The organism is Streptomyces sp. NL15-2K, from assembly GCF_030551255.1.
Taxonomy (GTDB): Bacteria; Actinomycetota; Actinomycetes; order Streptomycetales; family Streptomycetaceae; genus Streptomyces.
The window spans coordinates 1,870,021-1,893,411 of record NZ_CP130630.1 but is presented as its reverse complement, the minus strand read 5'-3'; the positions used below and the strand labels follow the sequence as shown (position 1 = coordinate 1,893,411).

The window sequence follows — 23,391 nt, the reverse complement described above, 5'->3', positions numbered from 1 at the left end:
CCACAGGTCCCAAGTGAATGTCGGGGCGAGGACACGATCCAGAGATATTTGGACCGCACGGCGTCCAACTCAGACCGAAGGGCCAGCTGCCCCCGCAGCCGGGCCAGGCGCTCGTCCGGGTCCTGAGTCTGCCGCCGGCAGCTCTCGATCATGTTCCAGAAGATCTCGTCATCCACAGCGGCACTATGGCAGGCAGGTCTGACAGCCAAGCCAAGTCACTGCGATCAGTACGATGACCGGATCTCTCGCTCGGCGACAACAGATCGGCGAGACACGGAAGGAATCAGATGAACATCCGCTTCGAGGCCAGCTGGTGCGGAAGCGATCTGAGTGGTCATCGTTCCTGTCCCAACACCTACGACCACTACTCCCACGATTCCTTGCCGCCGTTGGACGAACGACGTTTCAAGGGGACCTTCGAATGGCTCGGGGCGCGTACCGGGACCTCTGTGGACCGCGTCACCGAACTTCGAACAGTGACGGAGGAGCTGGACCGGAAGAGGCTTTCGCTCCCCCAGGACTTCATCACCTACTTCACTTCGGCGAACCTTCCAGACATCCTGAGCGACCAGTCGCTGACTTGCTGCTGGAGCAGCCTTTCCAAGCCAATACCCAGTCCGGTCGAGCCCGGCGCGTTCCTTGTCCGCTTCTTCCGCGACCAACAGGACTGCGTCCTTTGGTACTTCTACCTGCGTCCCGGCAGCTCGGCCTTCGTGGTGCACTCCCACCTGGAGTACGAGTATGAGTACGAAGCCCACGACAGCGGCGGCGAGTTCAACGGGAACAGTGACATCGACGACTTGGACGAGCAGATGGAGGCTCTCCAGTACTGCGCTCCAACCTTCGAGGAGTGGGCCTACCGCTTCTGGATCGAGAACCGCATCAGCGAGGCAGTCGAGAGCGAGGACAAACCCTCACTCGACGAAGACCAGCATGCGTACTTGAACCACTACAGAACCTCTCGCCAGCATTCACCCGTCCGTCTGACTGGGCCCAGGAAAGCGTCGGCCGCGGAGCACACCAGCTGAGGCACGACGACGCACCGTGACCACCGCACAATGCCATCCGGAGCGGATTGCGCATCCCCAGCCGACGCGCCCATTGCGCATCAAGCCCGGATTACAGCGTTTCCGCAGGACGCAGTGCGCATGAAGTCGCGGACCCTACAGGCATCACCTCTCCCAGCGGCTGGCGGGTCAGCACCATGCCGCCGACGTGGATGCCCATGTTGTGGACGGGGTTGGTGTCTGACCGTTGACCGGGCCCGCCTCAGCTGCCGGAGCCGGCCTGGCGGAGGTGGCCGTGTTCTCGTATAGCTGCCGCCACCCGTCATGTAGCAGAACGTGACTGACTGCCGAGGTCCGTAGCGGGAGCATGCAGGTTGACGCGGTTCGCGTACTCGCGGCGGGCCTTGCGCTGTGCCGGGATGGCCGAGGTGCCGTCGAGGGCCCGGTGGACCGCGGTCGTGGTGCTGACACGGAGGGTGTAGCCCTGGCCGCGTCGTACGATCACGCCGTGGTCGAGCGCGGCGCGCTCGGTGGGCTCCAACTCGGTGGCGCGGAGGAAGTTGGCGACTTTGCCGGGCATGTCGAGGGAGACGGGCAGCTCAGGGGCCGTCATATCTTCGTCGGCTGCGAAGTGCTCGGGCATGAGGTCAGCGACGGCGGTGCGGACGGCGCCGCGGCTGACGCTGTGCTCGCGGGCCAGGGCGGCGATGGACCGGCCGTCGAGGTATGCGGCGCGCACGTCGGCGGTCGTCTCGCCCGTGACAGCCGGTCGGCGTCCGCCCTTGTTGCCCTTGGCCTCGGCGGCCCGTAGTCCGTCGAAGGTCAGTTCCCGCTGGAGGTCTCGCTGGAGTTCGCCGGCGGCGGCGAGGGTCTGCACCATGAACTTCACGGTGGACAGCAGCTCGCCGGTGCGCGGGTGGCGGGCGGTGAGGTCCATCGCGGAGAACGCGCCGTCGTGGATGCGCAGGGCGAGGCGGTCGCGGTGAAGGATGTCGAGAACGTCGAGGATCTGCCCGGTGCCGCGTACGAGGCGGAGCATCTCGGAGATGTGCACGGTGTCGCCCGGCCGCGCGTACGCCAGCAGCTCGCCGAACTGGGGGCGTTGGAGCGGGTGGAGGCGGCTGGGGCACTCAGGTCGCCCCTGACTGATCGTGCGCGTCCTTGTGCGTCAGGTGTTCGCAAGCGCGCCGCGCGGCGCTGACACTTCGGGAGCGGTCCCGGGCCGGTCTGCCACCATGGCCTCACGGACAGCCGACGAAGGTGCCGGGGGATGCGTGAAGGTGTGGAAGGTCTGGTGTCACCGGAGGGTGCGCCGCTGGCATCGAAGGTATCCATCCTACGCGTTCAGGAAGGCGTACGACGACCTGCACGCCGTCATCACGCATGAAGCGACGCTGGTCCTCGACACCTTGCGGGTGTTTCCCTGGGACCCGCCCTACCGGCCTCTGGTGGTACGCCGAGCCGTTCTGCTGACTCTCTACGAGCACCAGACACGGTCGGCCCAGGACAAGGCCGACGCCCCCGTCACCCCCTTCGCCGTCGGTCCTCAATCCTCTTACCGGGCCTGTGTCCTGGTCGCCGCCCAGCACCCCTTCAGGCCCTTTCTCCCCAGCCGAAGGCTGCGTCATCTGGAGGAGGCGCGCCGCACGGTTCGTGCACAGCGGCGGCGGCCACGGACGCTGGGATGGCCGCGGCGGTCGGGACCACGCTGGAACGCGGAGAACGCGCGCTGGGAACAGGACCAACGACAGCGTGAGTACCAGGAAACTGCCACCGTGCCCCAATCCGCCCAGCAGCAGTGGGAGCAGGCGTATCCCCGGGACATCGCCCTCCTGCGGCGCGCGCGGCCCGACGATCCCGCCAGCGGTGATCATCACGCCCAACTGGAGCTGGGGAGACGCCTTTTGGCGCGCGGACACACACAGGACGGCCGGTACTGGCTGCGCTGGGCTGCCATAGCTGGCTATCACGACGGCCGCTCGCCTTACGAATCCTGAGCGCCATGGGCGTCAGCGGAGGCGAGTGACTGCTTGCTGGACTTCGAGTGCCTCTCGGAAGCGGACGTTTTCGAGGGTGACGTACTGGATCTGGGCAGTGGCGAGGGCGAGGGCAGCGGTGAGCTCTCGGTTGCGGCGCCGGAGTTTCGCGTTGCGGGCGGTCAGTGTGTCCAGGGGGGATGGTTCCTGTACTTGCTCTGCGGAGGGGGCCGTTCGGCGGGCGGTGATTTCCTGGACGAGGTCGGGGTAGCGGCGGCGGAAGGTCGTGTTGCTGATGCCCAGGCTGCGGGCGAATGCGAGGACGCTCGGTCGGCGGTTGGAGTCGTGGCAGGCGGCCAGCATCTCCTCCATGCGCTTGCGGACGAGGGCGTCGGGAACTCCCTGGTGCATGTCCGTCATGGGCTGATCACCGGGATTCCGTTGCTGCCCAGGAAATCCGTGATCTCGGCCCGGCGTCCGTTGAGCCGGTGAAGCAGCAGTGGGGGCAGCAGCGGCCGGCCTGCGAGGCGACGCTCGATCCACGCGAGCTCGCGCTGCCATGCCTGCGTGTTCTCGATGGTCAGCGCGACGTTCCGGCAGGCCAGCGGCAGGCAGCCGCCGTGCTCGGGAAGTCCTTCGCCGCGGCCTCGCCGGGCCTTCTCGCAGAGTGCCTTGGCAGGGTCGTGGACGCAGGTGATGTAGGTGCCGGGATAGACCGCTGGATCGTTGCGTTTCATGATCCGCTTGAGTCGGTTCTTGTCGAGTGCCAACTGCCCCTGGAACTGGGCGCGTTCACCGAAGTCCTGAAGCCGACTGGCTGCTTCCTCCGCCGAGGGCCCCTTGAAGCCGGTGTGCTCGTGGGCCTCGATCTTCTCCGCGTAGAACTCTCCGCGGCTCAGGGCCTGCTCACTCTCCACCTCTGCCCGGAAGCCGGACGCGCTGGTGCCTGATGGTGGAGTCGGTTATTGGAACTGTCGGAATGCCTGGCTCATGTGCTCTGTCTGCGGCCGACCTCGGCGGCGTAGGAGGCCCAGTCACCGGCGGCGGCTCGCTGCCATTGGACGGCCACGCTGATGTGGATCCCGAGCGTGCGGGCGAGGACAGCAGCGGGCAGGTCGGCGGCCAGTTGGAAGAGAGCGGTTGATCGCGTCTCGGCTGGGCCGATGCCGAGCTTCCGGAGTCGGTCGCCCATCGCCGATGTGCTGATGGGGCGGCCGGGTTGGCGCCCCGGGAAGAGCCAGACCGAGGGGGTCGGGACGAGGACAGGGTGTCCGCGGCGGAGAGCAACTTGCTGAGTGGCGAGGTTGGCGAGCGGGTCAGGCAGGGCGATGGGGACGCTGCCGAAGCCGATGGTCACCGCTCCATCGGCCTGTCGGATCCGGTCGATGGTGAGGCGGCTGATCGTGGCGGGTGTCTGGGCATAGAGGAGCAAAAACAGCCCGGCCAGGCGGTCTTCGGGTGCGAGTGCGTCGTCGTGCAGCAGGCGGCGGGCGATGGACCAGCGTGATTCGCCGTCGAGAGGCCGCGAGGGGCCGGCCCATCGCACTGCCGGGAAGCTGAGGCGCTGGGCTGCCTTGTGTTTGACAGCCCAGCGGATGAAGTGACCTGTCGTGTCCCGGAGGCTGGCGTGATCACTGGTGAGCCATCGCTCCAGGTCCGCTTGGCGGCAGGTGGCCAGGGTCAGTTGCTGGGCGGCGAGCCAGTCGAGGAATCCGGCGGCGGCTCGCAGATGGCTGCGGACCGTGATCAGCTGCTGGTGTGTGGTCTCGGTGTCCTTAGTGCGGCGGCGGAGCCGGCGCAGGAGGTGCCAGATCGCGTAGCGGTGCAGGATCTGGCGTACTTCGTGATCTGGATGTGCGGCAATCAGCTCGGTCACGAGCTGTTCGAGGCGGGCCAGATGTTCGTCCCGGGCCGGCAGGGCGCCGGTGGCGACCAGGACGCTGCGGAAATGGTCCAGCGCTTTGCCGGCCGGCATTTCGTCGAGTGCCTGGTGAGTGAGTTCGCGCCGCCCCGCGGAGATGTCTTTGAGGGCGGTGGAGACGGTGTTGACCGCCAGCCACTGAAGGGCTGACTTCGGCCGTTCGGCGGATGCCAGTGCTTCGCGTAGGACGCGTAGCTGGGCCGGGATGGTGCTGTTCGATGCGGGTATCAGCTCCTCCAGCCGGCGGTGGAGAACACACCGGAGGCAGCGGCGCGATGCGTTGAGTCGTTCGGTGGATCCGCAGCCGGGGCAGGGCTGCCAGAGGTCGTCCGTTGGGTTGGTGCAGGGGCCGCAGAGGGGCTGTTCGAGGGTGCCGGAGTGGATCTGCCGGACTCGGTGGCAGCGGGTGCATCGTGAGCGTCGTTGCATGCAGGCCCGGCAGCGAGGGGATCCTGTGAGCCGGGAGAGAGTGCAGCCTGTGGTGCGGTCGCAGATCAAGCAGGTCAGGATCGGCAGGGGGCGGCATTTTCGGCAGAGGGGTCCGTCAGAGGTGCGGGTGTGGACCTTGCGGCGTTCGCCGCAATCAGTGCAGGTCTCCAGATTCGCCGGGTCGTTGATCAGGCAGTTCGGACACAGCGGCCGGCCCTGCGCGTCGCGAGTGGCGGGCTCACGAAGGGCGCCGCAGCGGGAGCACTCGGCTGTGTGGGCTTTGGCGAAGCAGGAGCGGCAGAGCCGCTGTCCGTCGATGGCCTTGTCGATGCGGACCGCTCGGTGACAGCGCGGGCAGGTGGGGCGGACGATCCCGGCGATCCCGGCTTGTGCGAGGTGTTCGATCAACGGCAGCACCGTGCGGAGCGGAGTGAGGTGGCCGTGCCCTGTGAGCAGGCGGGGATTGTCCTCTAACGCCCAGGCGAGCTTCCGGCGGGAGGACGGCCTGGCCGTCGCCTGACGGACCGCCTCAGCGACCACTTCCGGGTCCGCGTTGGCGTCCAGCGCGGTGACCACGGTGTGGATCACTGCGACGGGATCTCTGCCGTCGGGATCTGGGCAGGACGTGCAGTAGGGCTGTCCGCAGCGGTCGCGCGCGAAGACCCGGCGTACGTTTCCGCAGGATGTGCATGCTTCACGTTGGCCATGGCACAGCACGCAGAACCAGTCCTGGTCCAGGCGTTGGAGGTATTGCATCGGCTTGCCGCACTTCGCGCAACGGGGCAGGGCGACCGCCGTGGCTCCGGCCTTGTTCAGGGCGATCAGCAGGTCACCGACCGCCTTCGGGGCGGGGGAGCGTCCGTCGGTCAGCACCGCGGTCGCTCGGCCAGCGCGGTGGCCAGACGCCGTGCCTTCGCGCGGCCGCCCGCGACACTGACGACCACGGCGCGAATCTGTTCGACCTCGACGTGATCCTCGACCGCGGTGACGAGGTCCACCATCAGCCCGACGGGGTCGCAGACGGCCTGGTTCGGGCGGCCGGGTGCCGTCACGAGCGATCGGTGTTGCTGATGCGGGCCCGTTTGGGCCGCAGGCCGGCGATACCCCCGGCTGCGGACGTTCCGCCGGAGGCCGCCTTCTTCGGCTTCCTTGCGGAGCCGGCCGCGGCGACGGGCTCGATGAGGTCGTCCATGGTGCAGTCGAGGATGTCGAGCAGGGCCATGAGGATCTTCAGGCTGAGCCGTTCGGGCCGTTCGACGACGAGCCGGTAGACCTGGCTCGTCGACAGGGTGATGCCGCGCTCCGCCAGCGGCGGGATGAGGTCGGTCGTGGAAAACATCCCGCGGTCTGCCATCACCTTGCGCAGATGCCAGTGGTAGTCGAGCTTGGCGGCCATCAGCAGAACCCTCCTCGTCACACACCGGCGAGTGCCGGAGCCAGCGCTTTGCTCAGGGCAGTGTTCATGAAGTCGTCGCTGACGTGGGTGTAGATGGCGGTGGAGCTGTCGCATTCGTGGCCGACCTGCTGCTGGATGAAACGCCGGTCCACCCCGTCTTCCGTCAGATGCGTGACATATGAATGTCTGGCGGAATGGGGGACCAGTTCCTTCGGGAGCTTCAGCGCGTCCCGGTAGGCCACGAACCGGGCGTTGATCTCAGAGGGTTTGACCCGGCCGCCCCGCTCGGTCACCCACAAAGCCGGGTGGTCTTCACAGCCGAACCGCGGCCGGACGTTCTCGACGTAGTCGGCGACTGCCTCCACCGCCCAGTCCATCACCGACAGCACGTTCCGGCGCCGAGGCGCCTGCCCTTTCTTCGCCTTGCCGTAACGGACGTTGAGCGTGCCGTACCGGCCGAACTGAGGCGCCTTCGGATTCCGCCCGAAGTCCACCACGTCCAACTTGGACGTCTCGGTGCGTCGCAGGCCCCACCCGTAGATCACCTTGAAGATAGTGGCATCCCGGTAAGCGGCAAGAGCGCCCTTGCGTTTGGACCGAACCGCGCGCTCGACCTGGTCGTCGGCGTAGTCGAGGAAGAGCTGGAGTTCCGCCCGGGTGAATGGCCTGGCCTCCGGGTTGCCCTCGTAGTCGCTGAGGTGGGCAATGGTGTTCCACTCGTGGCAGATCGCCACCGGATGGGCCCCGAAGGCATCCTCGCAGGCCGTCGCCCAGCCATACCGGCCATCGACGAGGAACTCAGTGAACAGCCGGACGTCGCCCTGGTAACTGCGGATCGTGGACGGCGCCAGGTTCCTCTCGCCCGTCAGATAGGCCGACCACTCGTCCATGTGCCCCGGCGACCACTGCCACGGGTACTCGTTCGCGTACTCAAGGAACCGGCGGATCAGCCGTTCCCGGTATCCGATCGTGTCGTCCTTCAGCCCACGCGATAACTGCTGAGCCCGCCACCCTCGCAGCATCGCGTCGAACATCGCGTCCTCGGGACGAAGTTGGACCACATCGGAGACGAGCTCCAGATGAGCCGACCCCGCCAGAGCAACATTGCGCTGATGCACCACTCCAGACCATCCCTTCTGGAGGGCAGATCCTGCATCAGGAGGGATCTCCTTGGCAACCTGCCTGCTCAGGGCGCCAGTTCCTAGTAGCGTCCAAGCCTCGCCGACCCCGGCCACGAGCTGGCGACCTGCCACTTCTCGCCCATCGGATGCAATTCCCGAGCTTTTGCATAGCCTTCGAACATCTGGATGCTTGCGTGCCGGTATTGCAGGGCGCCCGCGATGACACCGCCGGGCCGGCGGGCGATGAACCAGGCGTGGGTGCGGCGGAAGACGCTGGTCTTCAAGGGGAACACCATCTTGTTGACCTTGGGGATGACGTCGGGCCGCCCGGTGTCCGCGCAGTAGTCGTTGATCCATGTGACGAAGCGGGCGAGCTGGGTGTTCGTCGCCCCGCTGGTCAACGCGGCGAACGTACCCTCCTGTGCCGCAGGGCCGTGCCCGAGCCGGGAGAAGAGGTGGTCCACGTCCGGCAGTTGGAGGGACTCCATCACTTTGATCGCGCGGGCGACGGGTTCCCCGACGACCCAGGTCGCCGGGACTCCCGCGGTGTCGCGTTCGCCTTTGAAGGCGAGGCTGCGGACCTTCCAGCGGTAGGGGTTGCCGTCCTCGTCTCGCTGAATCTGCAGGCAGCCGCGTCGCAGATGCTTGACTACTGGCGGGAGGGGGTTATTCCAACCGTGCGCTATTCCCCCTGCGATGTTGCGGTGGATGCCGAGCAGGCCAGCGAGGACGGCTGCGGGACGATCGGCAGCCAGGGCGGCCAGGACCGCCTTCCGGCAAGAGGCCGAGGATCGGAGGGACACGTGGGTCCGCGTGAACATCGGCTCCGAAGCTACTCGCTCGTTGACGTCCGTAGCACCCAGACGAACGTCGCCAAGACACTGGGTCGGCTCCACCGTGGGAAGACCCCAGTGCAGTGCTCGACAAAGAGGTAGGAGAAGAATCCAATAGGCCCGCCCCTCCAAACCTTAGGTAGTTCGGAGGGGTGACCTGTTTGACTTAGTGGATTCCTTGCCTGTTAGGCGTTAGCTGGGATGACTAGATCAGTTCCCGGGAAGATCCAGTGGCCGGTGTCGCTCGATACGAACCCGTGGTCGCGTGCGACCTTCTCGATCTTGGCGAAATTCGCGTCCAAGATTGCCCGCCACTTTGTGGGGTTGCCGAAAATCTTCTCGGCCAATTCCCACAGGGTGTCTCCGCTCTCCACTGTTTGGGCCGCAGGGCATGCAGTGCCTCGCACGAGACACACAGCCTCTGTGGCTGCGCTGTCTGCTTTCCCGCTCTTCGCGTATGCCGGGGGCAAGTGTTCCGAGGGGAAGCAGGAACGAAGTATCCCGATCTTGTCCCCCAGGAGGAGGGCCGTTTTGCAGGATTGCGACACAGCGCCCGTACAGAGGGTATCGAGTGGGTTGCACTCACGGATAGTCCGCCCCTTGTACTGTGCCCCAACGTCATGCGGAGTGACGATCGGCAGCTGCTTCGGGTTGCCGAACAGCTCTATCGCGGCAATCCGTCGTCCCAGGTTCTTGCTAATGACGTCGGGACCCGTGCTAGTCGCTTTCTCGATGGCGACGACACCGGTGGAGTAGCCGATGAGTACGAAGCACCCATCCGCGGGCAGTTGCGGGAGCAAGAACTTCAGCTTGGCCACAACAGCCTTTTCATCAGTGTTTGTTTCCAGCTCAGTCGGTGGGTGCACCACGCCATGAAGGGCTGGGTAGTCCACCTGCTCAACTGGGGGAAGGTCCGTGAGTCCCGCGTCTTTCAGCCTTGCGATGAGGGGCCCGGTGAAGTCTGTCCCTCCGGTGGAGTCGTTGAACCCCCCGGCGTAGACGATCTTAACCTGCTTGCATTTGGCTGCCGCCAGACCAGTCTGAGGGGTGGTTTGAGGGTTGCTCGATTCCGTGACCGTGAACGTGGCGCTGGCAGAACCACCGTTGCCGATGATGGCATCGATCCTCACAGCGCCGGGCGGAGTCGCTCGCGGAATCTCGATGTCGACGACGAAGTCACCATTCGCAGCAGGATGCGCCACTGCGAGCTGGCTCGTCCCGATGTTGATCGGGACGTCCAGGCCACGGCTGGCATGCTCTTCCCAGTTAGTGCCGGTGACGGTAACGGTGGTGCCTGCTGGCCCTTCCGTAGGGCTGAGACTGATGGCTTCGCCGACAGCAGAAGCGGTGCCCGTCGGGATCAGTCCGATAACCACCGCAAGTACCATGGTCAGCGCCACCGGGAGTACGCGTCTTAGGGATTTGACGCCCTGTCCAGCGCGGGGAACGTCGTCGGGTTTTCGGGCAGGCGCGCGGTGCGCCGGTATTCGAGGCATGTCCACCTTCCGGTGAAAAGGGATCCCCCGTCATCTGAGACGCTAGGGGCCCGAGTGCGCCGAGGCCGTTCGCTACTAAGCCAAATGGAAAATTCAGTGGGCCATTTGGTGGACGTCCTCTGCCATGCGTGTCATCTGTGTCTCTCGATGACAAGCACCGTATGCAGATCGGGGTACCTCTCGCAGACACGCGTGTGGACCGGCAACTTCCTCGGTGTTCGTCGTGGAGGGGTCATTCCGACCGTGCACAATTCACGTCCTACTGCCGCTTGTGGGCCTCGTCCTCGACGCGGGCAGCGAGGTACTCGGCCCAGTCGCGTCTGGCGTAGGCGACCCAGCGGAGCGCGGTGTGGCGGTGCATCCCGGTCACGTCGGCGAGGATCGGGCTGGGGAGATCAGCGGCGAGGGCGGCCAGCGCCGCGTTGCGCGCGGTGCGGACCGGGATGCCGTGCCGGTTGAGCTTCTGGGTCATGCCGTGCGTCGAGATCGGCTTGCCCGGGACCATGCCCGGGAAGAGCCAGCGAGGGCCCGGCTGGACTCGCGAGAGCTGCGGCCGCAGCTGGGGCTGTTCGGCGAGGTGGCCAAGGAGCTCGGCGAGCCGTGGAGGCAGCAGGACGGGGTGGCGGCCCAGGACGAGGTGGGTGTCCTTGTCGCCAAACTTGAGGTGCCCGGGCGTCAGATGACACAGGCGTTCGGTGGACGGGCCGAACAGCAGAGTGATCGCGCCGGCCGCCCGGACGTCCGTGGGCAGGGCCTCGTCGGTCAGGCAACGCTGGAGAAGCGGCCACCGATCGTCCTCGTCGAGCAGGTTCTGGGGCTCCTGCCTCGGGATGGAGGGGACGGTGAGTTCACGGGTGAGCCGACGGCTCGTGGTCCATTTCAGGAAGTACCGGATCAGGTAGCGACGTTGACTGGTGGCTCCGGCGATCCAGTCGTCGATGTGCTCCTGGGCGAGGTCGGCGAGAGCCAGGCCGCGTTGGTCCATCCAGGCCAGGAAGTCCAGGGCGACGCTGACGCGGCGCCGCAGGTCGCGGTCAGCGGAGGCAGGATGGCGACGGATAGCGGCCCGCTGGCGTGCCCGCCGGAGCAGGAACCAGTGCAGGAACGGTCGGGCGAGGTTGGCGTGCGCGGCCGGCTTGTCGGCGAGCTCGTGCTCCAGCCAGCCCGGGATGCGTTCGAGGTCCTCATGACGTTCTTCCAAGACACCGGTGTGGACCAGAAGTTGTCGGACGTAGCGCTGGTTCCGGCTGGGCGGGAGCTCGTCCAACAACTCGTGGCTGAGCGTGTGGCCCTCGGCCGCAAGCTGGGCGAGGAGCCTGGTGTTCGGGCTCTCCTTGAGCCACTGGATAGCGGGGAACGGTGAGGGAGCGTCGGCCAGCGCGGCGGCGAGCGGTTTGACCTGCGGGGCGACCGTGCCGTCGGGCCCGGTCAGCAGGGCGTTGACCCGCTCAGCGAGGACGCAGTGCGCGCATCGGCCCCGGCTGTGGGGGTTACCGGCCCGGCCGCACTGGCGGCAGGTGTAGTCGACGGCGAAGCCGACGCAGGGCCCGCAGACTCCGGCGCCGTCGTCGTCCCGCGCGATCAGCGGCTGGACCGTGCCGCAGCGGGAGCACTCGGCCGGTGACCGGAGCACAGCGGTGTAGCAGCTCATGCAGACCGGCCCGATGGGCCACCGGGTATTGACCGGCTTGGTCCGACCGCACCGAGCGCACGGCTCTCCTGAGCGAGTGCGCCGGTAGCAGTTGCCGCAGACCGGCTGACCCTGCTGATTCCGGTTGCAGGGGCGGGTCCGCCCGCAGACTGAACAGGCCACCTCGGGACCGCGGTAGCAGCCGTCGCAGAGGTCCGGCTGACCGTCGCGCGCGTTGCAGGCGATGCGCTTGAGCTGTCCGCACCGTCCGCAGAGACGCCTCGGTCTGCGGTGGCGGTTGTAGCAGAGGTGGCAGAGTGCCCCGTCGTCGTCAACGAGGGCGGCGGCTGCGGTCTTTCCGCAGCTCACGCAGGTGTGCATCGGGCGTCTCCAACAGCTCCTGCAGAGGGCTCGTCCGTCCTCGCGGCGGACGGCCGGAGCGCGGGACTGGCCGCACTCAGCGCACTCCTCGAAGACCTCCGGGTCCGAGTGGTAGCAGGTATGGCAGATGCGACCCTCGGGGCGGCGGGCCGCGATGCGTACGTTCTCGCGGCCGCAGCGGGCGCATGTCGCCTGCCGGCTCCGGGCGTCGCAGGTGCCGCAGAGCCGTCCTTCAGGACGCAGTTGGCGCAGGTCGCTTCGTATCTTTCCGCAGTGTGCGCAACCGGGACGGACCACGGGGTGGCCGGCGTCGTGCAGTACTTCGGCGAGCCGCAGCAAAACCGGCGGGCAGAGCGAACTGCCCGACGTCAGCGCGTCATTGTGGGCGGCGAGGTGTCCGGCCAGTTCCTCCAGGAACTTCGCCGCCCCGCGCACGGGAATCGGCACCGCGGTCACCAGCGCGGCCTCGGCCTCCTGGGCCTCGAGCGACGGCAGCACCGAGGTGAGCTGGCCGACGGCAGCGGCCGTCGCGGCCTCCAGGCGGGCGGCCTGCGCGGCGAGCCGGGCGACGATCGACGGGGCGGTCGGGGAGGGCGCGGTCACAGTCCCTCCGGCCGCCGGATCGAGCTCCGACGCACGGCCGGAAGCGGGCCGGGCGTCTCCCCGCCAGCGGTCTTGCGTACCTCTTCGTTGACGACCTGGATCTCGATGAGGTCGTTGGGCTGGCAGCCGAGGATGTCACACAGAGCTGCGAGGGTGTCCATCGACATCCGCTGCGGCGGCTGCGTGACCAGGCGGAAGACCTGCTCACGAGAAAGGTTGACGCCCCGCTCAGCCAGCAGTGGCACCAGGTCGGTGGTCTGGAACATCTCCCGGTCGGCCATGAGCCTGCGCAAATTCCAGCGGTAGCCCATCTTCTTGATCACTTCGGGTCCTCCCAGATGCCAGGGAATCGCTGGCCCAACTTCTTGTGCAGCAGCCGGTTGCGGTACTCATCCGAGACACCGGTGTAAAGCGCCGTCGTGCTGGCATAGCCATGACCGGCCTGGTCTTGAACGAAGCGTTCCGGGTAATCGAATTCGGTCAAATGTGTGATATAGGAATGTCTCAGGCAGTGCAATTCGAGTTCTTCGGGCAGGTCAGCGGCCTGCTTGGCGGCCTCGAAGGCTTCGTTCGCCGACCGGCGTGACAGGCGCCCGGAGCGTTCGGTGACCCAGATCGCGGGGTGTCTCCCCACGTTGAACCGGGGCCGGACCTCGGTCAGGTAGTGATCGAGGGCGTCGACGATCCAGTCCATCTCGGGGACGGTGAAAATGGTGCGGCGCTTGGGCGGGCTGCCCTTGGAGGACTTGCCCCAGCGTACGAACACCGCCCCGTGGCGCTTGTACTGCGGGGCCTTCGGGTTGCGCCGCAGATCGGCGAGGTCGAGACCGACGTTCTCCCGGCGCCGCATGCCGTAGGCGTAGTAGGTCTTGAGCAGGGCGGAGTCGCGCATCGCGGTCAACGCGCCCTTGCGGCCGCGCTTTCGGATTTCCTCGACTCGTCCGTCGGCGGCGTCGAACAGGTCCTGGATCTCGTCGTAGGTCAGTGGCCGACGGCTCGGGTCGCCCTCGTACTCGCTGACGTGGGTGACGGTGTTCCACTCGTGCAGGATCTGGACCGGCACCTGACCGAATCGCTCCTGGCAGACGGACGTCCAGTCGTAGCGCGGATCGGTGATGTACTCGCAGAACAGCCGCAGGTGGTTCTGGTAGTTGCGGCCGCTCGCCACCGTGAACGTCGGCGTCTTCGTCCGCAGGTGGTCGATGAACGCCTCGAACTCCGCCGACTGCCACTGCCACGGGTACTGGTTGGAGAACTCGGCGAACCGGCGGACCAGCGACAGTCGCGGCTTGATGGTCCCGTCCCACTTCAGGAAACGGGCCCGCTGCTGCTTGGTCCACCCCTCCAACATGGCCTCGAACACGGCGGGTTCGGGGTCCAGGTAGGAGATCCCGTCCACGAGCATCAGATGCGCCGCACCCGCCAAATCGGCAGCTTTCGCCACTCTAACCTCCGTTGCGTTAGGTGCAACATTGTTGGGATGGCATCGCCGGGGCGCAAGAGCTGCTGGTAGATCGCGGGCACGATGCGAGAGGATGACGGAACAGACGCCTCTCACCTGCAGATTCACGCGTACTTCGACCCTGCGGAGTGCTGCATCAGATGCAACTCCGCCCCGTTCTCCGAGTCCCGCATCCCGCTGAGGAAGGCGATCACGATGTAGCACGCGGCCTGGAGGTGTCGCGCAAGGTGGGCGAGGCTCGTGTTGGCCAGATGGAAGGTGGCGATGCCGTCGATCCACGGTGCGCCGTCCAACCGTGCGGTGATCTCGGTGTCGAAGTAGCTGAACGGCGCGATGCCGACGACGGCGGCAGCGGCCTCGATCATGTCGGCGTATCTGTCGATCGACTTGCGGCCGCAGCCCAGCGTCCGCGCGATGTGCTCGACGTTCGGACGTCCGTAGTAGCCGGGCAAGGGTCGCTCCTGCGCGAGGTGCTCGTCGAGCATCTGCCGCAGCCGTGCCTGGATGGCGCCCTTGCGCCGTTTGCGGGTGACCTTGTGCAGACGCATCTGCCGCCAGCAGTGCTCAGCGCGCAGGATGTCCGCCGAGAACTCGTCGACGAATCGGGACGCCCAGCCCAGCAAGGGTCCGAGGACTTGCTCGGGCATCCGGTCGGTGGCGTTCTCGGCCCGCTTCTCGGACTTGCTCTCGCTCCAGCCGTCGAGCCGCAGAGGGTCGAACCGCAGGGCCTCGCTTCCCAGCCGGGTCCGCCAGCGCCACAGGATCCGGATGGCCCTGCGGTGCCGGACGCGGGCACTGGTTGACGCGGGGTAGGTGGCCAGCAGGTGGCGGCTGTAGTCCTCCAGGTCCCGGGGCGTGACCTCGCTCAGCGTGACGCGGTCCGGGGGCCATCGCTTGTCCAGCCAGAGGATCAGCGCCTTGAGGTCGCCGAAGTACGACCTGATGCTGTGCAGGCTGATCTGGTCCTCGCCGTCGGGCGGGTCGGCCGTCAGCAGGCTGTAGAACACTCTCTTGGCCGCGGGCCGGAACCGGTCCGGCAGGACGGGGAAGTTCAAGATGTAGGCGCGCTCGTGCTCTTTGAGCATGGCCTGCTTGAACCGCTAGATTTCATCGTCGTAGCGGCTGGTCTGATTCAGGTGGACGCCCGGACGCAGCTGGCGGGTCCGCAGGACGAAGGGACCCGCGGCGGTGTGGGCGGCGGGTGCCAGGGCGGTGATGGTCATAGTTGCTCCCAGGGAGATTCGACGAGATCGAGCAGGGCGTCTGCGGGTTGCTGTGTGCGGGCGTCGGCGATCTCGGTGGGGTCGAACTTGGCGAGGATGTCCCGCTTGACCGCCCCCCAGGCCGGCCCGTAGCGCTTCCACCAGTCCAGTTCGCTGATCTGCTGTCGTCGTTCGCCCAACGCGTCGAGCAGGGCGACGAGTCTGGGCAGGTGGTCGCGGGTGACCAGGCAGTTCCCGCAGTGGAAGCAGTCCAGGAAGGAGTCGCCGCAGGCGACGCCGGTGGCTGGGTGCCGGTCGTGGTCGGCGCAAGCCGTCCAGGCGGTGTCCAGGTCACCGCTGTGCAGGTCCTTGGAGGTTCGCGCTGGATGACCGCCTTGCGGTCGATCGTGGCCGGCACCACGGTGCTGGTGGCAGTTGCTGCCATGAAGGCCTCGCGAGGGTCGGGAAACGGTGCGGGGAGAAGCGGACCGGAAGCCGATCCGGGGCGGGCGCCACCTTTATCGGGTGGCGCCCGCCCCGGGCCTCAACTCAGCTGACGGGCCACGGCTTCAGGAACTTCTCCTCCTTGTTCACGAGCTGCAGCACCGAGATGTCGAGGACGCTCACATCGCCGGTCTTGGGGGAGATGTCCAGCTTCTTGCCCACGATCGACTCGTCGGCCGGGATGCTGATCCCGCTGCCCGAGAAGACCTGCTCCGTGATGCTCTTCCGGGTGCCGTCGGACTTCTCGATCGCCTGCAGGATCACCTGCAGCGCCTCCACGGCGTACAGCGCGTAACTGGTCGCCGGGTCGGAGCCGTACTTCTTCTTGTACGCATCGAGCAGATCGGCACCCGGGCCGCCCTCCTCGCGCAGTGTCGTGGCGGTCAGGCCGGCGAACGTGATGTACGCGCCCTGGGCCTGTGCCAGTCCATCGAACTCCGGGTAACCGCTGAAGCCGTCGGGCGCGATGAGCTTCACCTTGGAATTGTCACCGAGGACCTTGACCTTATCCTTGACGAGCTGGCCGCCGTTGTTGTCGAAGATGCCGGCGAGGTAGACGCAGTCCGGGTTCGACGCCTTGATACTGGTGAACAACGCTGTGTAGTTGGGCTGTTTGGCGTCCCACGCCTGGTTGCCCAGGACATCTATTCCCTGCTTCTTCGCCTCGCCCTCGAAGGCTTTGCCGACACCCTGGCCATAGGTCTGGTTGTCATTGAGGATGTAGCACTTCTTGGCGCCGATATCCTTGGCAGCGAACTGGGCCCCCGCCGCGCCCTGATAGTCGTCGGTCGCGATGACGCGGGCGTAATTGCGCTTGCCGGACGGGAAAAACTTCTCGGGCTTGCCCGGGTCCCATGCCTTTGTCAGCCCGGGGTTGGTGTTCGCGTGCGACACCATCAGCATGGGGCCGCTCGGGTCCTGGTTCAGAACCGGGGCCTCGATCTTCGCACAGCCGGAGTTGTAGGTGCCCATGACCACGACCTCTTCGGTGTTGGCCACGTGGTCCTGCGCGTTCTTGGCACAGGTCGCGTCGTCCCAGCCGCCCTTGGCGGCGGTCGAGTCGTCGTAGACCTTGAGCTTCACCTTGTACTTCCCGGCCTTGCTCCCTATCTGGTCCAAGTAGAGCCGCATCGCGTTGACCGTCGACTCGGACGCGTCCTTGGACGCCCCCTGAAGCGGCAGGTCCACGCCGATGACGAGCGCGTCGCCGCCGGACGAGCTGTCGTCCGCGCCGCCCGAGGCATTACCACCACAGGCACTCAACGCGAGTCCGGTCGTCACGACCGTCGCGAAAATCTTTGCCGATCTGCGCATTGCACTCCTCAGCGCCACAGGGAGGGGAAAGGTGAGGGGATTGTATTGTTTGGGAATGTGACGCAATAGGTCAGCTGTATTTCGCCTTCATTTCGTCATTCAGCTGTGACCTGAGCAGATTGCCCCAAAAGGGCATGCCGATTTCGCGGCGGGAGGGACCGGAGCGCAAGGGTGCGGGGAGATTGGAATCCGATGACGGCGACGCGTGTGCGGCCGCTGACCGCCTCAACGCTTGCGGAGATTATGAAGACCCCTGGGCGCTTGGTAAACACTCGAAGTCCGGGAGGCCCTCAAGGCTAAGCCTTTGGCAGGATTGCCGGAGCCAACGGGACAGCCATAGGGAAATCCTATGCACATGACCGAAGTTGCGCATTTACCTGGAGCAGCCCTGCTGCCAATACTTTGGTCATCTGGGCGGGCCGACCACTCGTCCCTGACCGCATCTGGGTACGCGAAGCTCGCTCCCCGCACGAATCGTCCACGTCGAGACACCTGTGCCGAGACGGCTTCGGTAGTCCCCGCCCCGGACCACGAAGGGAATCCACATGCCCCGCTACTGCGTCATCGGTGCCGGCGCCGCAGGCATATCCGCCCTCCAGCAACTCCGGCAACTCGGCCACGACGTCGACTGCTTCGAGAGAACCGACCTGGTCGGAGGCCACTGGCACACCGACTACGAGGCCCTCCACCTCATCACGTCGCGCGACATGACGACGTTCGAGGACTTCCCGATGCCCGCCGACTACCCGCACTTCCCGCGCCGCGACCAGGTGCGCGCCTACATCGAGTCGTACGCGCGCGAGCACGGCCTCTACGAGATCATCCGGTTCAACACCGCCGTCACGAGCGTCGAGCCGGTCGAAGCCCCCGAGGGAGTCACGGACGCGCAGGCGGGGGCGTACGGCTGGCGGGTGACCACCTCCGCCGGAGACGACGAGGTCTACGAAGGCGTCCTCGTGGCCAACGGCCACCTGTGGGACCCCAAGTTCCCGGACATTCCCGGCGAGTTCGCGGGAAAGACGATCCACTCCGGCGTCTACAGGAACGTCTCCGACCTGGAGGGCGACCGCATCCTCGTCGTCGGCGCCGGCAACTCCGGCTGCGATCTCGCCGTCGACGTCGCCCAGCACCGCCTGGACGTCGACATCGTCATCCGGCAGGGCTCGTGGTTCCAGCCCAAGACGTACTTCGGTGTGCCGCGCCAACAGGTGTCGTTCCTGGCCGAGTTCTCCCCGCCCGAGCAGGACCTGATCAACCGGCTCATGGCCCGCCTGTCGATCGGGGACTGGAACGCCTACCCCGGCCTGCCCGAACCCGAGGGCGCCACCCTCGCCGAGGGCCGCGCGGTCGTCAACGACCTCCTCCTGTACTGGATCCACCACGGCCGCATCACCGTCCGCCCCGGCATCGACCGCTTCGACGGCGACACCGTCCATTTCAGCGACGGCACGGCTCACGACTACGACACCATCCTGTGGGCCACCGGCTTCAACGTCCGGCTCCCGTTCCTCGACGACGCCCTGTTCTCCTGGGCTGCCGGGGCCCCGGTGCGCTACGCCGCCGGCATCGTGACGGAGGCCGTCGAGAAGCTGTACTTCATCGGCCTCATCGCCCCGCGCGGCCCGCAGTTCCCGGTCTACGGCATGCAGACCAAGCTCGTGGCGAAGATGATCGAACTGCACGAGCAGGCCGGTCCGGGCGGCGCCCCTGTCGCCCGGTACCTGGCGTCCCTTCAGGAGCCCGAGACCGGCATCGACGTGGTCCGCGACGGCTGGCTGAGGCAGCTGGCCGACACCGAACGCCTGCTCGCGGCCTACGAGTTGTCCTCGGGCAACGCGGAGTCCTCGCTCCAGACGGTCTGAGGCCACGGCCTCGGCGAAAGAGCGAGCTTGTACGCGCCTGACACCACTCGGTGCCCCTTCGCGCGCCTCCGCATCGCCGCTGCACCACCGACCGTCGGGCTTCGACGCAGGGGACAGTCAGTCACGGGGTACACGTCCCTTGCTTCTCATTGCCGTGAGGACACGCTGCTCGGCCAAGGCGCGGCCGGCGGCGTGCGGGGTGACGTCTCGGCGCTCGGCTTCGTCGAGGACGGTGACCGTGTTGGCTCGCAGCCTCGCTGAGATCGTCTCGAAGATGACGGTGGTGTCGGGCCGGAAGCCGGAGTGGCGGGCATCCATGGCGAAGGCCGCTGCGACGATGCCTCCGGCGTTGGCGACGAAGTCGGGGAGCAGGGTGACACCGCGCCGGGCGAGGATGTCCTGGGCGCGGGGGGAAGTGGGCAGGTTGGCACCCTCTACGACGAGTTTGGCCTTGATCTCGTGCGCGGTGCTGTGGTCGATGACGTCCTGCAGGGCCGCAGGCACCAGGACGTCGCAGTCCACGGTGAGTTCCGCGCCGGAGGTGAGCGTGGTGCCCCGGCCCAGGCGGGTGACGAAGTGGTCGCCGTACTCTTCGCGGGCAGCCAGGAGGTCGTCGACATCGAGCCCGCTGGGGTCCAGCAGCGCACCGTGGGCGGTGGAGACCGCCACGAGGGTGGCGCCGAGTTCGGCGAATCGCCGGGCGGCCGCGCTACCGACGGCACCGAATCCCTGGATGGCGACGCGGGCCCCGGCCAGGAGCAGTCCCTGGCGCTTGGCCGCGGCATCGGTGGTCTCGGCGACTCCGTAGCCGGTGACGCCGAGCTCGTCGTACGCGACGCCGCCGAGGTGCTCGGGGGTGCCTACGGCGGCCCCGCGGTCGCCCAGTTCGTCCTGGATGATGGCGGCGTCGCTCTCGGTCAGCCCCATGTCGAGCCCCATCACGTACTCGCGGGGCACCTCGTTGGAAAGGGCCCGGGCGAACGCGCGCAAGATGGCCTCCTTGTCGCGGGAAGCGGGGTCGGCGACGATGCCGGCCTTGGCGCCGCCGTAGAAGAGGTCGACACCGGCCCACTTCCACGTCATGACGCGGGCGAGGCGGGCCACCTCCTCGACGGTCAGATGGGGGCTCATGCGTGTTCCGCCCTTGCCCATGCCCCGGGCCGTGTTGTCGATGACCAGGGCGCCCTTCATTCCGGTGCGCCGGTGTGAGACGACAACGATCTTCTCGGGGCCCCAGTCGTCGACGAGGGCGAGTGCGTCAGTCACGTGTGTTCCTTTGGCAGGGTGCGGGCGATGAGCTGCGCGAGGTGGGTGCCGGTGCGGTCGGTCTGCTGGGCGATCTGGGTGCGACAACTGAATCCGTCGGCGAGGATGTGCGTGTCGGGGGCGGCGGAGCGCACCGCGGGCAGCAGGACCTGTTCGCCCGCGGCAACGGAGACGTCGTAGTGGCCGCGTTCGAAGCCGAAGTTGCCGGCCAGGCCGCAACACCCGGATTCCAGCGTGGTGTTGTCGACGCCCATGCGGTGCAGCAGTGCGCTGTCCGAGCTGAAGCCGGAGGTGGCGTGTTGGTGGCAGTGGGTCTGGCTGATCGAGCGGGCATCGATGCGCGGCGGCTGCCAGTCCGGGGCCCGATGGACGAGGAGTTCGGCGAGGGTGACTGTGGCTCCTGCGAGCGCTCGGGCGCGGCCGTCGCCATCGAGCAATTCGGGCAAGTCGGTCCTGAGCACTGCCGTACAACTGGGTTCCAGGCCGACGACCGGCATCCCCAACTCGACTGCGGAAGCGAGCGTGTTGACTGAGCGCTGGGCGATACGGCGGGCGATGCCGAGCTGTCCGGTGGTGATCCAGGTCAGTCCGCAGCACTGGGTGCCCCCAGGGACCTGGACGCGGAAGCCGGCGTTCTCCAGCACGGCGACCCCGGCCCGGAGGACCTCGGGCGTGAAGTGGTTGTTGAAGGAGTCGACCCAGAGCATCACCGGGCCGCGTCCGCCGTCGCCCGGCGGTGTGCGGCGGCGGAACCACGTCAGGAAGGTCTCGTCCGCGAAGCGGGGAATTTCGCGCTGGGCGGCGATGCCCCCCAGCCTCTTGACGACCGGCGCGAGCCGGGAGGCGGTGAGGGCGTTGACCGGTCGCGGCATCCGGGCGGCCAGACGTGACAGCCGCGGCAACCAGCCCATGGTGTAGTGCGAGACGGGCCGGACGCGCCGCCTGTAGTGGTGGTACAGGAACTCCGACTTGTACGTGGCCATGTCCACGCCGACCGGGCAGTCGGCACTGCACCCCTTGCAGGACAGGCACAGGTCGAGGGCGTCGCGGACCTCGGCCGACCGCCAGCCGTCGGTGATCACCTCGCCCTGGGTCATCTCGTACAGCAGGCGGGCGCGGCCTCGGGTGGAGTCCTTCTCGTCGAGGGTGACCCGGTAACTGGGGCACATGACGTCGCCGCGGTGAGCGGCGGTACGGCATTTGCCGACGCCGACGCAGCGGCGGGTGGCCTTGGCGAAGTCGCCGTCGTCGGCGTGGAAGGCGAAGCCCCTCGAGGGCGGGGCCAGCGGCAGCGGCTTGCGGCGCGGGCTGACCTTGAGGTTGGCGTCCACGGGCAGCGGTCGCACGATCACGCCGGGGTTGAGGCCGTTGTCGGGGTCCCAGATGTTCTTGAACTCCTCGAACAGGGCGATGATGTCGGGCCCGTACATGAGCGGCAGCAGTTCGGAGCGGGCCTGGCCGTCGCCGTGTTCGCCGGACAGGGAGCCACCGTGCGCGGCCACCAGTTTCGCGGCGTCGGTGACGAAGGTGCGGAAGACGGCGGTGCCCTGCTCAGTGGTGAAGTCGAAGTTGATGCGAACGTGCAGACAGCCTTCGCCGAAGTGCCCGTAGACCGCGCCCTGTAGGTCGTACTGCGCGAGAAGGTGGTTGAACTGGCGTAGGTAGGAGCCCAGTTGATCCGGCGGCACGGCCGCGTCCTCCCAGCCGGGCCAGGCTTCGGAACCGTCGGTCAGACGGGTGGCCAGCCCCGCTCCGTCCTCGCGGATCCGCCACAGTCTCCGGGCTCGTGCGAGGTCGGTGATGACCTCGCTGCCCGTGCATCCCCTGGCCTGCCGAGCGGTCTCGGCGAGTTCCGTGGCTCTGGGCAGCAACTCGTCCGCCCTACCGCCGAGTTCCGCGAACAGCCATGCCCGGGCAGCGGGCAGGGTGTCGATCGCGGCGCGGGTCTCGGGGCGGGTGACGATGTCGGTCAGCGCGTGGTCGAGTCCCTCCAGCGCCAGCGGCTGGTGCCCCAGCAGGGCGGGCACGGCGTCGGCCGCTGCGCCGGCGTCCTGGAAGCCGAGGACTACCAGGGCCCGGGCAGGAGGTGGGGAGATGAGGCGGACAGTGGCCGAGAGGATCACGGCCAGTGTGCCCTCGCTGCCGACCAGGGCCCGGGCGAGGTTGAAGCGGCGCTCGGGCAGCAGGTGTTCCAGCGCGTAGCCCGACACCTGCCGCGGGAACTGGCCCAGTTTCGTACGCAGCGCGGCCAGGTTGTCCTGGGCGAGCCGGTACAGGGACGCGATCAGTTGCCCGCGGTCACCCCCGGCGGCGATGGCCTCGTCGATCTCCTGTTGTGTCATCTCCCCGAGCCGGACCACCGTGCCCCGGTAGGTGACCGCATCGAGTTCCAAGACGTTGTCAGCGGTGCGTCCCCAGGCGAGGGAGTGTGATCCGCAGGCGTTGTTGCCGATCATGCCGCCGAGCGTGCAGCGGCTGTGGGTCGACGGGTCGGCGCCGAACAGGAGGCCGTGGGCGGAAGCCGCCCTTTGCAGGTCGTCCAGGACGATGCCCGGCTCCACCGTGGCAGTCCGCGTCTGTGGGTCCAGTACGAGCAGGCCGTTGAAGTACCGGGAGAAGTCGAGCACGACTCCGGGCCCGACCGCCTGGCCGGAGGTGCTGGTGCCGGCTCCGCGCGAGGTGACCGGCACCCCCAGGCGACGGCACACGGCAAGGGCGTTGAGGACGTGCTCCCGCACGCGGGGAAAGACCACGGCGAGCGGGATCCGACGGTAGTTGGAGGCGTCGGCCGAGTACTGTGCCCGGCGGCCGGGGCCACGGGCGACCTCTCCGCAGTTCCCTCGGCCGAGGGCCTCGGCCACCTCCGCAGCATCGGGGTTGCCGAGGTCCTGGACTGTCGTGGCCACTGTGCCCGCCCCTTCTCATTCACCGGTCGCGCCGGTGCTTGCTCACCAGTCGCGTCGGCCCTGGCTCAGCTCACGATGCGGG

At 67.4% G+C, this 23,391-nt stretch carries 21 protein-coding genes; 3 read left to right on the top strand and 18 right to left on the bottom strand.

All coding sequences use genetic code 11. The features are described from left to right. Positions 1-287: 287 nt before the first annotated feature. The gene (locus Q4V64_RS08025; protein ID WP_124444011.1) at positions 288-1,028 is read left to right on the top strand and encodes a hypothetical protein; all 741 of its coding nucleotides are present in this window, start codon (positions 288-290) and stop codon (positions 1,026-1,028) included. A 301-nt stretch (positions 1,029-1,329) separates the two neighbouring features. Here Q4V64_RS08025 and Q4V64_RS08020 read toward each other — a convergent pair whose 3' ends face one another. Continuing rightward, positions 1,330-2,157 carry a recombinase family protein gene (locus Q4V64_RS08020; protein ID WP_124444012.1) on the bottom strand — a complete coding sequence of 276 codons (828 nt, stop codon included), beginning with the start codon at positions 2,155-2,157 and terminating at the stop codon, positions 1,330-1,332. A 124-nt stretch (positions 2,158-2,281) separates the two neighbouring features. On the opposite strand from Q4V64_RS08020, the gene Q4V64_RS08015 reads away from it, so the two are divergent. Further along, entirely contained in the window at positions 2,282-3,004 is a 723-nt protein-coding gene (locus tag Q4V64_RS08015) for a hypothetical protein (RefSeq protein WP_124444013.1), read from the top strand. A 12-nt stretch (positions 3,005-3,016) separates the two neighbouring features. On the opposite strand, the gene Q4V64_RS08010 is transcribed toward Q4V64_RS08015, so the two are convergent. The 15 genes from Q4V64_RS08010 to Q4V64_RS07940 all read right to left on the bottom strand — a co-directional run bounded on the left by Q4V64_RS08010 (position 3,017) and on the right by Q4V64_RS07940 (position 17,275). After that, the gene (locus Q4V64_RS08010; RefSeq protein ID WP_124444014.1) at positions 3,017-3,403 is read right to left on the bottom strand and encodes a hypothetical protein; all 387 of its coding nucleotides are present in this window, start codon (positions 3,401-3,403) and stop codon (positions 3,017-3,019) included. Next, positions 3,400-3,900, bottom strand: a complete 501-nt coding sequence (locus Q4V64_RS08005) for a hypothetical protein (protein ID WP_216377688.1) — start codon at positions 3,898-3,900, stop codon at positions 3,400-3,402. Before Q4V64_RS08005 ends, Q4V64_RS08010 begins: the two co-directional genes overlap by 4 nt. A gap of 71 nt (positions 3,901-3,971) precedes the next feature. After that, positions 3,972-6,206, bottom strand: a complete 2,235-nt coding sequence (locus Q4V64_RS08000; RefSeq protein ID WP_216377689.1) for a site-specific integrase — start codon at positions 6,204-6,206, stop codon at positions 3,972-3,974. Further along, positions 6,200-6,385, bottom strand: coding sequence for a hypothetical protein (locus Q4V64_RS07995; RefSeq protein WP_216377690.1), 186 nt, complete (start codon positions 6,383-6,385; stop codon positions 6,200-6,202). Before Q4V64_RS07995 ends, Q4V64_RS08000 begins: the two co-directional genes overlap by 7 nt. Next, positions 6,382-6,729, bottom strand: a complete 348-nt coding sequence (locus Q4V64_RS07990) for a helix-turn-helix transcriptional regulator (RefSeq protein WP_172629495.1) — start codon at positions 6,727-6,729, stop codon at positions 6,382-6,384. Before Q4V64_RS07990 ends, Q4V64_RS07995 begins: the two co-directional genes overlap by 4 nt. A gap of 17 nt (positions 6,730-6,746) precedes the next feature. Next, a complete protein-coding gene (locus Q4V64_RS07985; protein WP_124444046.1) occupies positions 6,747-7,850 on the bottom strand; it encodes a tyrosine-type recombinase/integrase in 1,104 nt (367 codons plus the stop codon). An 80-nt stretch (positions 7,851-7,930) separates the two neighbouring features. Continuing rightward, complete coding sequence (locus Q4V64_RS07980; RefSeq protein ID WP_124444015.1) at positions 7,931-8,653, bottom strand: hypothetical protein; 723 nt, start codon at positions 8,651-8,653, stop codon at positions 7,931-7,933. A 215-nt stretch (positions 8,654-8,868) separates the two neighbouring features. Then, complete coding sequence (locus Q4V64_RS07975) at positions 8,869-10,059, bottom strand: cutinase family protein (RefSeq protein ID WP_172629496.1); 1,191 nt, start codon at positions 10,057-10,059, stop codon at positions 8,869-8,871. Between the two features lie 379 nt (positions 10,060-10,438). Then, positions 10,439-12,793 carry an XRE family transcriptional regulator gene (locus tag Q4V64_RS07970; RefSeq protein ID WP_124444017.1) on the bottom strand — a complete coding sequence of 785 codons (2,355 nt, stop codon included), beginning with the start codon at positions 12,791-12,793 and terminating at the stop codon, positions 10,439-10,441. Further along, positions 12,790-13,116 carry a helix-turn-helix transcriptional regulator gene (locus Q4V64_RS07965; protein WP_124444018.1) on the bottom strand — a complete coding sequence of 109 codons (327 nt, stop codon included), beginning with the start codon at positions 13,114-13,116 and terminating at the stop codon, positions 12,790-12,792. Before Q4V64_RS07965 ends, Q4V64_RS07970 begins: the two co-directional genes overlap by 4 nt. Continuing rightward, entirely contained in the window at positions 13,113-14,237 is a 1,125-nt protein-coding gene (locus Q4V64_RS07960; RefSeq protein ID WP_124444019.1) for a tyrosine-type recombinase/integrase, read from the bottom strand. Before Q4V64_RS07960 ends, Q4V64_RS07965 begins: the two co-directional genes overlap by 4 nt. 122 nt (positions 14,238-14,359) lie before the next feature. Beyond that, positions 14,360-15,340 (bottom strand): site-specific integrase, encoded by a 981-nt coding sequence (locus tag Q4V64_RS07955; protein WP_124444020.1) that lies wholly within the window; start codon positions 15,338-15,340, stop codon positions 14,360-14,362. 15 nt (positions 15,341-15,355) lie between these two features. Beyond that, complete coding sequence (locus Q4V64_RS07950; protein WP_301184587.1) at positions 15,356-15,478, bottom strand: hypothetical protein; 123 nt, start codon at positions 15,476-15,478, stop codon at positions 15,356-15,358. Next, the gene (locus tag Q4V64_RS07945; protein ID WP_124444021.1) at positions 15,475-15,657 is read right to left on the bottom strand and encodes a hypothetical protein; all 183 of its coding nucleotides are present in this window, start codon (positions 15,655-15,657) and stop codon (positions 15,475-15,477) included. Before Q4V64_RS07945 ends, Q4V64_RS07950 begins: the two co-directional genes overlap by 4 nt. A 349-nt stretch (positions 15,658-16,006) precedes the next feature. Further along, positions 16,007-17,275, bottom strand: a complete 1,269-nt coding sequence (locus Q4V64_RS07940) for a branched-chain amino acid ABC transporter substrate-binding protein (protein WP_124444022.1) — start codon at positions 17,273-17,275, stop codon at positions 16,007-16,009. A 545-nt stretch (positions 17,276-17,820) separates the two neighbouring features. Here Q4V64_RS07940 and Q4V64_RS07935 point away from each other — a divergent pair. Next, a complete protein-coding gene (locus Q4V64_RS07935; protein ID WP_124444023.1) occupies positions 17,821-19,137 on the top strand; it encodes an NAD(P)-binding domain-containing protein in 1,317 nt (438 codons plus the stop codon). Between the two features lie 117 nt (positions 19,138-19,254). On the opposite strand, the gene Q4V64_RS07930 is transcribed toward Q4V64_RS07935, so the two are convergent. Together Q4V64_RS07930 and Q4V64_RS07925 are read right to left on the bottom strand one after the other, a co-directional pair. Further along, entirely contained in the window at positions 19,255-20,403 is a 1,149-nt protein-coding gene (locus tag Q4V64_RS07930; protein WP_124444024.1) for a Glu/Leu/Phe/Val dehydrogenase, read from the bottom strand. After that, positions 20,400-23,309, bottom strand: coding sequence for an FAD-binding and (Fe-S)-binding domain-containing protein (locus Q4V64_RS07925; protein WP_124444025.1), 2,910 nt, complete (start codon positions 23,307-23,309; stop codon positions 20,400-20,402). Before Q4V64_RS07925 ends, Q4V64_RS07930 begins: the two co-directional genes overlap by 4 nt. Positions 23,310-23,391: the final 82 nt, after the last annotated feature.

Excerpts from the sequence above, each read along its gene's own strand:
- Q4V64_RS08025 (WP_124444011.1), top strand. The coding sequence starts at position 288 with ATGAACATCCGCTTCGAGGCCAGCTGGTGCGGAAGCGATCTGAGTGGT.
- Q4V64_RS08010 (WP_124444014.1), bottom strand. The coding sequence starts at position 3,403 with ATGACGGACATGCACCAGGGAGTTCCCGACGCCCTCGTCCGCAAGCGC.
- Q4V64_RS07990 (WP_172629495.1), bottom strand. The coding sequence starts at position 6,729 with ATGGCCGCCAAGCTCGACTACCACTGGCATCTGCGCAAGGTGATGGCA.
- Q4V64_RS07955 (WP_124444020.1), bottom strand. The coding sequence starts at position 15,340 with ATGCTCAAAGAGCACGAGCGCGCCTACATCTTGAACTTCCCCGTCCTG.
- Q4V64_RS07950 (WP_301184587.1), bottom strand. The coding sequence starts at position 15,478 with ATGACCATCACCGCCCTGGCACCCGCCGCCCACACCGCCGCGGGTCCC.
- Q4V64_RS07940 (WP_124444022.1), bottom strand. The coding sequence starts at position 17,275 with ATGCGCAGATCGGCAAAGATTTTCGCGACGGTCGTGACGACCGGACTC.
- Q4V64_RS07935 (WP_124444023.1), top strand. The coding sequence starts at position 17,821 with ATGCCCCGCTACTGCGTCATCGGTGCCGGCGCCGCAGGCATATCCGCC.